Genomic DNA, 13,163 nt, shown 5'->3' with positions numbered 1-13,163 from the left:
TCTGGGTCAAAACCCGTTTAGCTTCGCAGGGAGAACAGCGTGACCGCGCGTCTAATCAACATCTATTGCGATGAAAGCTGCCACCTCGAAAACGACCGTCAGCAGGTCATGGTTTTGGGAGGCGTTTACTGTGACGTTTCTGAAATCCGTCGGATTTCCAGTGCCATTAGGGGAATTAAGGACCGTCACCAAATAGCTCCAGGCTTCGAGATCAAATGGACCAAAGTTTCTAACGGAGCGCTTCCCTTCTATAGGGAATTGATTGCTTTTTTTCTCAACGACACGTCTTTACGGTTTCGAGGCGTACTCGTCCCAGACAAGGCCATTCTTGATCACGCAGCACACGATCAAACCCATGACGAATGGTATTACAAAATGTATTTTCTCATGCTGCGTTATGTATTTTCGGCTCCGCACTCCTACAATGTTTATCTGGACATAAAAGACACGCGCGGTAGCAAAAAAGTGCAGCATATGCATGAAGTTCTCTGCAACAGCATCCATGATTTCGACCATCAAACAATCCACCGTGTTCAACAAATCCGATCGCATGAAAGCCCTATTCTGCAGCTGGCTGACTTGTTGATCGGAGCAGTCGCTTACCAAAATCGAGGGTTGGTGGAGAGCGCCGCAAAGATGCAACTGATCGAAGATCTGAAACTAAGACTTGGCGAGAATATACTCTCTCGTTCGTCATCTTTCGGCGCAACCAAGTTCAACCTTTTCCGTTGGGAACCAATTGGCGGGGCTAATGACCCTTCCTGACTTGATCTCTTTCAATGATTATGGTGGTGACTGGCTTAGGTATGAGGCCAGTCTGTATGCAGTGTTTCAAAGCGACATTTTGCACCACGATCTTAGTTTCCGAGGGGCTAGAGTTACGGCGCGGCGCAACCCCGAGCATGAACGAAAGTGGGCTGGTTTTTGGCACCTCATCTCTGAGGGTCGGGTCGAAGATGATCGTTTGCCGGACATGCGACGTTGCGAACGATTGAAGTGGATCCGCTGGATAATCGAAAATGCAGATAGTTGCCAGGATATCGACGTATGGGAAAACCAAAGAGGAAGTGAAACTAGCACATTGCTTTGGTTCAGGGAAGAATATCTAGTTATCCTGTCAGCTCGTTCAAAAAACTACCTATTAAAAACAGCCTACTGCACAGTGCAGGGCCATAAAATTCGTAAACTTTCCAAAGAAAGGGACAATGCAAATGGGACAACTTAAAAAGGCTGTAGCCGCGCCGGTTTCCCGAAGCGGCTACGAATACTCCTTCTACACATGGCAGATGAGCTACACTTTATATGTAACTTCCTTTGGCAAATGTCAAGTTAACGATCCGAGCTATCTCACAAGGAGTTGCAATGAGCATTACTGAAGATCTTGTAGAGCAAGTCGCTTTGAATATCCTCAGTGAACTGGGGTGGCAGTATGCTGATCCGCAACTGATCTCACCCGACGGCAAAGAAAAAGCGCGTGGCTCATATGGTGAAGTTCTGTTGCGCGACGTGCTAAGTGACGCAGCAAAACGATTAAACCCAAGTATCCCGCAAGAGGCCTTGGATGCTGCGATCAAACAAGTTCAAATATCCGAGACGCCGTCCCTAATTGAGGAAAACAGACGCATTCACCGCTTATTAGTGGATGGGATCGACGTTGAATACCGTCGCGAAGACGGGTCGATTAAAGGCGACAAGGTTCGATTGATCGATTTCGCAAATCCGAGCAACAATGACTGGACCGTAACCAACCAGTTCACCGTAGTTGAAGGTGGTCACAATCGACGTCCCGATGTCGTCGCCTTTATTAACGGCCTGCCAATCGCGGTTATCGAGCTCAAGAACGCAGCCAGTGAGAATGCGACGATTGACGATGCTTACAACCAGCTGCAAACCTATAAGCTCCAGATCCCTTCCCTTTTCCGCACCAACGCCGTCCTAATCACGTCTGACGGCCTCCTAGCGCGCATTGGTTCGCTGAGTGCCGGTGAGGACCGCTTCATGCCTTGGCGCACAGTCACAGGCGCTCAGGACGACTTCACCCGCGAAGGCCCAAAAGAAATGACAACGCTGATCCGTGGCGTGTTTCAGCCGAAATACTTGCTTCAACTGATCCGCGATTTTACCGTTTTCGGCGATAAAGGTGACGGGCCGTTCAAAATTATTGGCGGCTATCACCAATTTCATGGCGCGCGAAAAGCGCTTGCCAGCGCTATTGATGCGGTCAGCGAAGACGGAGATCGAAAAGTTGGAGTGATCTGGCACACTCAAGGGTCAGGCAAAAGCTTTCTAATGGCATTTTTTGCTGGGCTCTTGGTTCGATCTGAAGCATTGGGCAACCCAACCGTGGTGGTCCTAACCGACCGCAACGATCTAGACGACCAGCTTTTTGCGACTTTTGCCATGTGCAAAGACTTGATCCGACAAACGCCCGAGCAAATTGTGGATCGCAGCGATCTCCGTGCGAAGCTTGACCGCCAGTCTGGTGGCGTTGTGTTCTCAACATTGCAAAAATTCTCCCCCCTTCAAGGCGAAGAAAACTTCCCAATGCTATCAGATCGGCGAAATATCATTGTGTTAGTTGACGAGGCGCACCGAAGCCAATACGGCTTTGATGCTAAGCTCAATCGCCTTACTGGTGAGCGCCGCTACGGCTATGCACATTACGTGCGGCAAGCTCTGCCGAACGCGTCTTTTGCGGGCTTCACAGGCACCCCGATTGAAGCCGCCGACGTAAACACACCCGCCGTATTTGGCGAGTATGTAGACATTTATGACATCAGCCGTGCGGTAGAGGACAAAGCCACCGTCCCGATTTACTATGAAAGTCGCCTCGCACGCGTTGAGCTTGAAAGAGAAAAACTACCAGAAATAGATGCGGCGGTTGACGCTCTATTTGATGATGAAAGCCTCTCCGAACAGGAGCGCTCCAAGGCGAAATGGAGCAGCGTCGAACGGTTAGTCGGTGCTCCAATTCGACTTGAAAAAATTGCCGCAGATATCGTGACCCACTTTGAAGCCCGAATTGAAGCAATGGACGGTAAGGGCATGATCGTCTGTATGAGCCGCAAAATTTGCGTCGACCTATACGATCAAATTATAAAACTCCGCCCAGATTGGCACTCAGACGACGACAGCGCCGGTGCGATGAAGATTGTAATGACGGGGTCGGCATCAGACCCTCTGGAATGGCAGCAGCATATTGGCAACAAGACGCGACGTGATCTCCTTGCAAAACGTGCGCGCGACGCAAATGATCCTTTAAAGCTCGTGCTTGTCCGAGACATGTGGCTCACTGGCTTCGACGCGCCTTCAATGCACACAATGTACATCGACAAACCAATGCGCGGTCACGGGTTGATGCAAGCCATTGCGCGTGTAAACCGCGTGTTCAAGGACAAACCCGGCGGGTTGGTCGTCGACTACATCGGTATTGGTCAAAACCTGAAAATGGCGCTGCAAAACTACACGACGACAGACCGTGATCAAACAGGAATTAGCGAAGAGGAAGCGGTCGCCGCTCTTCAAGAGTTCGTGGAACAATGCCGAGAGGTTTTTGACGGACATGATTACTCCGATGGGATTGATGGCGACCCAAATCAACGCCTCTGCGCCCTCGCTGAGGCTATGGAATGGGTGTTAGAAAAACAAAAGGCCGAAGCTGACAAGGTAAGCGAACCAAAATTCAAGCGGGACGAATTAAATCGGTTCCAGTTTCTTGTTTCTCAACTATCTAAGGCGTTCGCACTTGCTTCAGCCAGCGACTATGCACAAAAAGTTAAGGTGGAAGTCGGCTTCTTTCAGGCGATCAAAGCAGGCTTAACCAAAACCGCGCCTAAATCTGGCTTGAGTTCAAAGGAAAAAGAGTTCGCCGTCGCCCAACTCATGTCCGAAGCAATAGCAGATGCAAGCATCATCGATGTATTGGCCGCTGCGGGAGTGAAAAGGCCCGAGATTTCCGTTCTGTCCGAGGAGTTCCTGTCGGAGATCCAGAATATGAAACAAAAAAACCTTGCTTTGGAAGCACTCCGAAAACTGCTCGCTGGAGAAATTAAATCACGTCAGAAGCACAACGTCGTCGAAGCCAAGGCTTTCTCAGAAAGACTTGAGGCTGCCGTCTCTCGTTATCATGCCAATGCCATCACAAGCCTTGAGATGATCCAAGAATTAATTGATATGGCCAAAGAGCTAAGCGCTTCAGCTCAACGAGGCGAAGAGCTTGGCATGAGTAATGAAGAGTTGGCCTTCTATGACGCACTATCCCAGAATGACAGTGCTGTCGAAGCGATGGGGAATGATGATCTGCGTATTATTGCCCACGAGTTGGTTGAACAGTTGCAAAAGAACGTAACCGTCGATTGGCACTTGAAAGAAAGTGCACGGGCAAAGCTACGCGTCTTAGTTCGACGGATACTAAAAAAGTATGGCTACCCCCCTGATCTCGCACCAGCTGCGATCAACACAGTTCTAAGCCAAGCTGAGGCACTGCTTCGATGGGCATAGCTCGAGACGCCCGCCGCCCGTTGAGTATACTGCAGCCGACCATTCTAAATATCCGCCTCACGCTGGGCAGTTTTGCGCTGTGCCGCAGTCCGTTCCCAATGGCTGTCAACATATGCGACTAAATCGTTGTGAGTTTTGCAATCCTTTTTCAGCCTAGCTTTTATTTGGGCCGAGCCAAATGCTCGATCTTCAGCGTGGACCATCTCCCCCCACCTTTTGAGGGCTGCCCGATCAACAACACCCTGTTTTCCACTGTTACTGCTGGCTGTGCCTCGCACAGGCCTGATAATGCCGGACCCTTTCGGACACACTTCTAGAATGCGGGTTCGTGCGTCCTGAACCGACAACGCCTTGTCGTTGCCCATATCTGTTTCTAATAGTTCAACAGCCAAAACGGCAATCATCATCGACACTTCAGAGTGCAAGTCAAGACCGTTCTTGTTGCCAGAAAGCTCGCGCGAGCGCCGCTCCATAAGACGCACAACCGGGTTAAGAAGATCACCACTCGCAAGCTCAGGTGAAAGGTGTCGCAGGAAAATCACAACTTCTTTAAGTGTGATGACTTCTTTTTCCTCTTCTTGAAGCCGTTTATCCGAAATCACGCCACGGAGTATACTTTCAAAAGCCTCGACGGGATTGAACTTTCCTTTATTGTTCATGCTATGGCCTCCTGAACCCATGCCTCATATTCATTCTGGACCGCAACTCGGCGCTGCCATAGATCAGCGTGATTGTAGGCCTGTTCCAACCCCTGACGCCTATGGCCCAACATCACTTCCGACAGTGTGTCTGACACGCCCAACTCAGCGAGTGCGGTGCGATAGGTACGTCGGCAAGTGTGATACGCCACATCAGGCCGCCCCAATGCTTCCTTAACAGGCCTCAGCCGCTTGCTTGAGCCTGCGATGATCTTCCCACCGCGGCCCGTGAAAACGAGGGGTGAGTATTTGCCCATGCGCCCAATAACCTCCTGTGATAACGGGCCGAGCGGAACAATATGCTCAACACCCGTTTTGCGTACCGATGCGGGCACAGTCCATCGTTTTGCCTTGAGGTCGAGTTGATCCCATTCCATCGACGCGACTTCGATACCACGCTGCCCCGACAACAAAAGAAACTTCAACATGGCCGCAAAGGTGGGATCATGAGCAGCGTCCGTTGCTTCCCAAAATGCCCGAACCTCTTCCCTACCCTTTAAAACTGGGCGCTTTTTCACCAGATCGGACACACGCTGGGCTTTGCTTTTTCGCGGGGCTTTGTAGCCTGCCAGCGGGTTCGCAGAGATCACACCTTTGTTTGCCGCATTATTCAAAGCCGCGCTCAAGAACGCCCGATAGGACGTGGCAGCGGACGGACCTGCGGTATCGGCCACCGTTTCCAAGGTTTGCACCAGCGACATGCGTGTGACCTGCTCGATGGGCAAGGTCCACAACCGACGAAGCCCTCGCCTCAGACTTGCAGAGACCGCTTTGCGGTTAACAACCTCTCGGCGCTCCATATCCGCCTCGTAGTCCTCGACGACATCCATCATGGTTGCGGGCGCTTTATCCTGAACCCTTGGGTCACGCCCCGACTTGAGTTCAACCAGCAATTCACGGGCTTTCTCGCGGGCTTTAGGCAATACCAGCACGCCGACCTCGCCGATGCGTATATCCCGCCACTTAGCGCCCCGCCCAATGCCCATGCGGCCACGCGCATAGAACATCTTATTGCCTGAGGGTTCGACGGCCACAGCCAACCCATTCACGTCCGTATCCGCGATCCAATACCGTTTTGCCGCCGGCAGAGCCGCATTGATGATGGTTGCGGTCAAGCAAACCTTGGCGCCCGCCGCCAGCGGCGCACCCTTTACCTTCACCGTCTTGGGCTTTGGCCTCGCATCCGCCAACTTCACGACCTTACCGCTCATCACGCACCTTTTCTTCCCGATGTGCGTGATGGGAACATCTCATCACGCACTCATCACGCACCATTTTAAGTAGCATAGCGTATGCAACGCGAGCCACAATAGTCAAAAACGTTAAAAATAAGTTATTTTCTAGCATTTGGAGTGGCAGTACGGGATAGCTGCGGTACAGGTTGCGTCATTGGTAATGACGAGGTCGGGAGTTCAATTCTCCCCAGCAGCACCATAAAACACTGATTTTAAAGTAAAATTCTCTCAAAATATCGATGCACTAACTTTTACTGCCCCAATCGACATGCTCCGCCAGATCCCACTAGACTTGGGCAGAAAGCACATTTGTCTTTACCGCACTTGGTTCCAGTCGAGGAGAGCCATTGCACTCAGTCCTTAGGCTCTTTCATTTCTAGGATGCGTTCGGAGATGAGCTCAACGGGGCCACGCAGCCTTTCCACGTTGATGATGATATAACCGCCAGTAACGTCACCGGATGAGCGATGATTAAGCAACCGCTTTAGGGCATAGTGTGGGATATCGAGGCTTTCGGCAATTGTGATGTAAGTTCTGCGCAAATCATGGAGAGTAAAAGATACACCCGAGGCAGATCTTACCCGTTGCGAGAACTTTTTAGGCTCGACGATGTGACCTGCTGGACCTTTGCCAGGAAACACCCAAGGGGACACCCCTGCGCTTTCCTTTCTCTCCCGAAGCAAATTGAGCAGATAGTCAGAAAGTGGAAGCAATAAGGGATCGCCGTTTTTGGTCGTCGGCAAGTGCAACTTACGTTCGTCAAGGTCGACGTTCTCCCATTGCAGGCTAGCAATCTCGTTACGGCGCATCCCGGTGAAAAGTGCGAGGAGGAGGAAGTCGCGCGAGTATTCGGGCTCCTCCATAACAGCGGTCCACCATGCGGGAAGCTGCTTGGCCTCAACAATTGTTTGACGTCTTCGCTCCTTGTTCCAAGCTCTCGCTTGGCTAAGAATACTTACTGGATTTGGCGGGAGGTCTTCTTCCGTTGCCGCGATGAAATTGTAGACCGAGCGAAAATGACGGAACGAGTCATTTGCAGCGATTTTTCCGTTTTTGCGCGACATCTCTTGATGTTTTTTCAACACCATCTGCCGTGTAATCTCATTGATTGGCTTTTTCGCCCACGATTTAAGGTAGATATACCCTGTGCGCGAGTAGTTCTCTACCGTCGCTTTCGCTAGATGTGGCCTGGCCTCAAAGAACTTGCTGAAGGCCTTCTCCACAGTCATCTTTTTTACAGCTTCTTTGCGCTTCTCAGCTGTCGGATCAACACCGTCTGCCATTTCACCCAAAACGACGAGCGCTTTACGCCGCGCTGTTTCCGGCGGATAGAGGTCTGCCCGCCCGATTGTTACTCGTTTGGTGCGACGGTTTACCTGCCCTTCGGCAATGTAGGTTTTTGATTTTGCACCGACGCGCAGCCCAAACCCCGGCAACATCGTATCTCGATAGATAGCTTGCCCGCGTTCGGGGTGCGGTATGTCATCAACAGTGCGGCGGGTAAGACGTAGATTTGGCATTGTGACCTCCTTATAGCCACAACTCAATATAATCAGGTCTGGAGAAAAAGCTCGACTTTTCTTATAGTTATAAGACCTCAGGGTACTGCGTCTGGTAAAATGAAAGCCTATCCAACTCTGTCACAGCAACCAGAATTGAACGTGGTTCCGATCACGACTATTAAGGCCAATCTTAACCGTGCCAACAGCTCAGTCTACCAGATTTCAGTAGTGACAAACGCGATATGTGGCGTACGCGCTTCTTGCGCCAATAACGATGTTCGGAAATTTTTGCCTGTGCCCTAGGAGACTCCCTCTTCTTTCGGGATCAGAGGATTATAACTCTTGGAGACCACCTGTGGTCCTTCTTCGATGCTGTGAATGGAACTATCCCAAACCCGCGCTGGTTCTCGTTCCAGTGAGACATTTCGGATTCCTCAGTTGGATCCTCAGCTTCGATGACGGTCATTGCAAATGTTGCAACTACAATCAGAGATGCAGTCAAAACGCTGAACTGCTTACCCCAAAAGAAAAAGCTCTGAAGCCGCGATGCCCAGTATTTTTGATCGAACGCATAGTCATCACTTTCGTTATTCAGGGCCTTCTTAGCCACCGCAAGGGCTGCCAAATATTGAAGATAATCAAACAGAATTGATACAACACCTAGAACACCTGCTGCCCGCACGAACACGCCGAAGTCCGAGACATAAGACAATGAAAAATCAGATGGCGACGAGTGTTGGACAAACACCCATGCAACAACGCCGAAACCGATGAATCGGCTGGTTTCGCTAATCCGTGCCGTGACGTCCGTCTTATGTCTAATTCTATCAAGTTTTTTTTGCTGCTTAGTCGTTTCATTTGCCATGATCATTTCCCTTAACCATTGGGCCAGGATCGTCGGGATCATTGGCGTTCCGTGTGCCAGCAATTGTTGATAAATAGCCTTCGAGACTTTGAAGCCATGCTACTTTGAATGACGGATCATTCGCAAAAAGCTTATAAAGCTCCAACTCATCCTTTCGCCGCTTGAGCATCACATCTGCGATTATCTTCTCATAGGCAAGCTTACGGTTGTGAGGGTCTGGGTTATTTTCGTACTTTTCTGAGAAGTCCGGATGCTCTCTTATGCTTTCGGCGATATTCACAAACTTGATCCGTTGCTCTTCAGGCGTTGCGCTCCAATCTTGGAACCATCGCTCATTAAAACTGCGGATAATCTCTTCTAGCGGGTCCTTTTCTTCCTCTCCCTCCCGGTATCCTCGAGGGTTCGGATTCTGAGGCGGCATCTCTGTCTCTGAAGAATCTAGTCCTATCGTGTGACTGAGTTTTGTTCGCTCAAGGCCATAGGATGACAGATCGACCGCCTCGAGGAGTTCATCCAGAGTATCTTGGTTCGGATCCTTGATGGCCAACTTTGGTATCAAAAACTTCAAGAACCAGAACAATTTCTCCCAAGCCAAGACCTCAAACGGTATGATCGACGCCATCTGCCCATAGACCTTTACGAATTGCTTCGCCTTAATCTTGAAGTCGATCTTTTGCGGGTCCTCCAACTCAAGCTCATGGTTGAAACGATTCGCTGCCCTGTCGATGATCGAACTTAGATTTTGGGAGTCTTCATTAGCGAAATAACGATTGACGAAATCTTCAACCTCAGCCCATTCATAAACGCCAACATCATCCAATTTTGCTTTGACTTCATGCAGCACATTTACGTCCGTCGCCTCTGATAGAGTTGTAATTGTATAAAATGGATCGAATGCTGACTTGATGTCATCGGCTGTGTTGAAGAAGTCCAGAACGAAAAGGTCCTCAGTACGCTTATTGAGCTTGGGAGACGATCTGTTCAAGCGTGACAGTGCCTGCACAGCCAATACATGCTGCAGTTTCTTATCCACATACATCGCGCAAAGCTTTGGTTGGTCAAAACCGGTCAGATATTTGTTTGCCACGATCAAAAGACGGTATTGGTCCTCATCGAACTTCTCTCGTGTCTTGTCTTCGGGGAAGCCATTCATATCGGCCTCGGTATATTTCACGCCATCGACTACCTTCTCGCCAGAGAAGGCGATCAAGACCTTGAAAGGCTTGTCGGACCGGTCGAGCAAACGTGTCACCGCCTTGTAATAGCGTATCGCTGCTTCAATGTTCTGAGTGACAACCATCCCCTTGGCCTTGCCACGTAGTTTTTTGGCATTCACGACCTGAGAGATGAAATGTTCCAGCATGATCTCAGCCTTGGTATTAATTGTCTGCTGGCTACGCTCGACATAAGCCCTCAGCTGCTTCTGTGCCTTGGCCTTATCAAAACGCGGGTTTTCCTCAATGGATTTCTGAATCTCGTAGTAGCTTTTGTAAGTCGTGTAATTAGCTAAGACATTGAGGATGAAACCTTCCTCAATCGCTTGCTTCATGCTGTAGAGATGGAAAGGCTTGAAGCTGCCATCGGGCTGCTGTTCACCAAATTTCTCTAGAGTCGTATTCTTGGGGGTGGCAGTGAAAGCCAAGTAAGACGCATTGCCCCGCATTTTACGTGACTGCATCGCAGCCAAAATTTTGTCTTGCGGGTCATCCTCATCTGGATCAGCGTTGCCTCCCATAGCGCGGTTCATGTTGTCGGCGGCTATCCCGCTCTGGCCGCTATGGGCCTCATCAATGATCACAGCGAAGCGCTTGTCGCTCTGGTCTGCAATGCCCTCGATAATGAACGGAAATTTCTGGATCGTCGTGATGATGATCTTTTTGCCGTTCTCCAGCGCTGTCTTCAGGTCAGAAGACTTCAGCGCAGGGGCCACGATATTCTTGACCTCTGAAAAATCCTTGATGTTGTCGCGAAGCTGTTTGTCCAACAGGCGGCGGTCTGTGACGACGATGACAGAGTCAAACAGGGGGCTATCCAACCCCTTAGCACCGGGCAAGTCAGCTGACGCGGGATAGGTATCAATCAACTGATACGCCGCCCAAGTGATAGAGTTGGATTTTCCCGACCCTGCCGAGTGCTGGATCAGGTAGCTGTGCCCCACTCCCGTTTTGGCTGCATGGTCGAGTAGTTTGCGCACCACATCCAACTGTTGATAGCGTGGAAAGATGAGGGTCTTTTTCGCCAGTGGACCGGTCGATTTGCCTTCCAGAAGGACAAAATGCTGAATGATGCCCGCCAGACTACGGGGCTCGAAAACTTCCTCCCAAAGGTAGGCTGTCTTGTGGCCGTTTGGATTGGGCGGATTGCCCTCTCCTTCGTTTTGTCCTTTGTTAAATGGCAGGAACCACGTGCCGCCTCCGGCCAGCTTAGTGGCCATGAAGACCTCGTCCGTATCCACCGCCATATGCACCAGCGCGCGGCCGAATTGCATCAATGGCTGTGTCGCATCCCGGTTTCGGTATTGCTTTTGGCCATGATAGCGCGCGGTTTGGCCCGTCCACGCGTTCTTTAACTCAATCGTCACCAGGGGCAGACCGTTGAGGAACAGGACCATGTCCACCTCTTCCAGCGGGTTGGACTGAGAATAGCGGACCTGTCGCGTTACGCTCCAGATATTGGCGGCAAAGTTGTCGTGGACTTTTTGCGCTGAGCTGGCCAGCGGCACGGGATACATCAGGGTCAGGATAGCGTCATCGACCGACAGACCCTTTTTCAGGACATGCAGCACCCCGTTGCGCTTCACCAGCTTGTCGAGCTGGCCGAGGATTTTGGCCTGCCAATCGGAGGGATTGCGGGTTTTCAGTTTTTCGAGCTGTTTGCCTTGGGTCGTTTTAAGGAATTCCCAAAAAAGGACAGTGTCGAGCGCGTGGGCGGCGTCAAAGTCTGAGGGGTTGCCGATGCGGTAGGGGCCTGTTGGCACAGTGCCTGCGTTACGCTCTTCAGTGCTGGCGCCTGCCAGATGGCGTTCAATGGTCTGTTCCAATGCGATTTCGCGTGTGTTGCTGACCATAACGGACCTCTTAAATGACTTTGATTTTGCCGGTGACGGCCGCGTTGATCAGGCTGGTTTTGTATTCTTTAAGTGCGGTGATCTGGTCTTGTTTGAGAGTTACGGCTGTTTCAATCTTGGCTGATTGCATCTCAACGTGGGCGACAATTTCATTCTGCTCGCTAATAGGCGGTAGAATGGTCAGCAGGTCTCTAAAGTCGTCCCAATACAAGCGTTTACGGAAATCCGTGATCCCCTTTGAGCCTGAGTCCATTTGTTTGATGAATAGGGGACTCCGATACATCAACTCGAAAAAGTCTGCCAAAAAGTTGTCAGTTGGCCGTGCTACGACATAGGCAGGACTGACCATGCCATGAACGCTGACAGCACCAATACCACCCTGCCAAGCACGCATCATGTTGTAAGCGATATCCCCTTTGAGCACTTCTTTGTATGAGGTTCGGTCTGCGATCTTTATGATTGAGCGGATGTTATCCTCGTCGCTTAACTCTTCCGAGGATACGCCGCTATGAATGGATACAGATAGCACTGGAAGATCGACGCTTCCGGAAACTTTCATTTCGCGAAACAAAACGAAGTTCCTGCGAATATCCCAATGCGCGGGGATTTGGCCGATCCAGTCGATGCCGCTGTCTTTCATCGGAGTGTAGGGGTTGAGGCCGCGGGTGACGGCCTCTTGGATCAGGATCTGCCGCCGCTCGCGCAAAAGCGCGATCTGCGCCTCCTTGATCCGCACCGCCTCACCAATCTTTTCGCATTTTTTATCGAGGAATGATGCAATGGCGCGTTGTTCTTCTGGCGCGGGAACGGGCAGGCGCAGATACTTGAAGTCCAGATAAGACAGGTTTTGTCGCAGACCTGAACCCAAGCTGTAGAAAACCTTTTTTTCATCGTAGGAATGAAGGAGATAGTGCAGGAAGATCGGATCAATTCCTGCCAATGGACGTAAGTTGATATAAGCTGAACTGATTATGCCTTGGTCTTTGGCTCTGCCGGTACGCAGGCTTGTGACATCGTTTTGAAGGTCCATTCCACGGATGATAATGTCGCCTTGTTTGACGATCTGGTATGTTTCGAAACTCTCAGGGACCAAACCTGTGAGCTTGTCTTCATCTTTTACAATCACCTGTCCGTAGCTGAGAGAAAGAACAGTGTTTTCTTTCATCCCAGTGTTTTTATCTCTGTTTTCGCGGACACATTGGCGGCCAGGTTCGACGTTCCAATCAGATGGAACATCACCGATGAATTCTATACCGCTGTCTTTGTAGCTTGGATATTTTTCGTAAGCGGCCAAAG

9 protein-coding genes are annotated in these 13,163 nt (G+C 50.6%); 3 read left to right on the top strand and 6 right to left on the bottom strand.

The features are described from left to right. The first annotated feature begins 39 nt into the window (after positions 1–39). The 3 genes from AB9F29_RS00235 to AB9F29_RS00225 all read left to right on the top strand — a co-directional run bounded on the left by AB9F29_RS00235 (position 40) and on the right by AB9F29_RS00225 (position 4,500). The gene (locus AB9F29_RS00235) at positions 40–765 is read left to right on the top strand and encodes a DUF3800 domain-containing protein (RefSeq protein WP_369754198.1); all 726 of its coding nucleotides are present in this window, start codon (positions 40–42) and stop codon (positions 763–765) included. Then, positions 752–1,225, top strand: coding sequence for a hypothetical protein (locus AB9F29_RS00230; RefSeq protein ID WP_369754197.1), 474 nt, complete (start codon positions 752–754; stop codon positions 1,223–1,225). Before AB9F29_RS00235 ends, AB9F29_RS00230 begins: the two co-directional genes overlap by 14 nt. Positions 1,226–1,362: 137 nt before the next feature. Further along, positions 1,363–4,500, top strand: a complete 3,138-nt coding sequence (locus AB9F29_RS00225; protein ID WP_369754196.1) for a type I restriction endonuclease subunit R — start codon at positions 1,363–1,365, stop codon at positions 4,498–4,500. A gap of 44 nt (positions 4,501–4,544) precedes the next feature. Here the strand turns inward: AB9F29_RS00225 and AB9F29_RS00220 are convergent, their stop codons facing one another. The 6 genes from AB9F29_RS00220 to AB9F29_RS00195 form a co-directional block, all read right to left on the bottom strand. Then, on the bottom strand, positions 4,545–5,159 hold the full coding sequence (locus tag AB9F29_RS00220; RefSeq protein WP_369754195.1) for a hypothetical protein: 615 nt from the start codon (positions 5,157–5,159) through the stop codon (positions 4,545–4,547). Further along, positions 5,156–6,409 carry a tyrosine-type recombinase/integrase gene (locus tag AB9F29_RS00215; protein WP_369754194.1) on the bottom strand — a complete coding sequence of 418 codons (1,254 nt, stop codon included), beginning with the start codon at positions 6,407–6,409 and terminating at the stop codon, positions 5,156–5,158. Before AB9F29_RS00215 ends, AB9F29_RS00220 begins: the two co-directional genes overlap by 4 nt. Before the next feature lie 377 nt (positions 6,410–6,786). Beyond that, positions 6,787–7,953, bottom strand: coding sequence for a tyrosine-type recombinase/integrase (locus tag AB9F29_RS00210; RefSeq protein ID WP_369754193.1), 1,167 nt, complete (start codon positions 7,951–7,953; stop codon positions 6,787–6,789). 307 nt (positions 7,954–8,260) lie between these two features. Further along, positions 8,261–8,842: a hypothetical protein gene (locus AB9F29_RS00205; RefSeq protein WP_369754192.1), complete on the bottom strand. Its 582-nt coding sequence runs from the start codon at positions 8,840–8,842 to the stop codon at positions 8,261–8,263. Next, the gene (locus AB9F29_RS00200; protein WP_369754191.1) at positions 8,790–11,867 is read right to left on the bottom strand and encodes a type I restriction endonuclease subunit R; all 3,078 of its coding nucleotides are present in this window, start codon (positions 11,865–11,867) and stop codon (positions 8,790–8,792) included. The genes AB9F29_RS00205 and AB9F29_RS00200 overlap by 53 nt, the downstream gene beginning before the upstream one ends. Before the next feature lie 10 nt (positions 11,868–11,877). Further along, positions 11,878–13,161, bottom strand: a complete 1,284-nt coding sequence (locus AB9F29_RS00195; RefSeq protein ID WP_369754190.1) for a restriction endonuclease subunit S — start codon at positions 13,159–13,161, stop codon at positions 11,878–11,880. Positions 13,162–13,163 lie beyond the last annotated feature (2 nt).

Origin of the sequence: Falsihalocynthiibacter sp. S25ZX9 (genome assembly GCF_041205405.1) — a bacterium.
In the GTDB taxonomy this organism is placed as follows: domain Bacteria; phylum Pseudomonadota; class Alphaproteobacteria; order Rhodobacterales; family Rhodobacteraceae; genus Falsihalocynthiibacter; species Falsihalocynthiibacter arcticus.
Note: the sequence above shows the minus strand (reverse complement) of the source record. Positions and strands in the feature narration are given on the sequence as shown.

What these genes read in the sequence shown, in the direction of transcription:
- AB9F29_RS00200 (WP_369754191.1), bottom strand. Translation starts at nt 11,867, where the DNA reads ATGGTCAGCAACACACGCGAAATCGCATTGGAACAGACCATTGAACGC.
- AB9F29_RS00210 (WP_369754193.1), bottom strand. Translation starts at nt 7,953, where the DNA reads ATGCCAAATCTACGTCTTACCCGCCGCACTGTTGATGACATACCGCAC.
- AB9F29_RS00230 (WP_369754197.1), top strand. Translation starts at nt 752, where the DNA reads ATGACCCTTCCTGACTTGATCTCTTTCAATGATTATGGTGGTGACTGG.
- AB9F29_RS00225 (WP_369754196.1), top strand. Translation starts at nt 1,363, where the DNA reads ATGAGCATTACTGAAGATCTTGTAGAGCAAGTCGCTTTGAATATCCTC.
- AB9F29_RS00215 (WP_369754194.1), bottom strand. Translation starts at nt 6,409, where the DNA reads ATGAGCGGTAAGGTCGTGAAGTTGGCGGATGCGAGGCCAAAGCCCAAG.
- AB9F29_RS00220 (WP_369754195.1), bottom strand. Translation starts at nt 5,159, where the DNA reads ATGAACAATAAAGGAAAGTTCAATCCCGTCGAGGCTTTTGAAAGTATA.
- AB9F29_RS00205 (WP_369754192.1), bottom strand. Translation starts at nt 8,842, where the DNA reads ATGATCCCGACGATCCTGGCCCAATGGTTAAGGGAAATGATCATGGCA.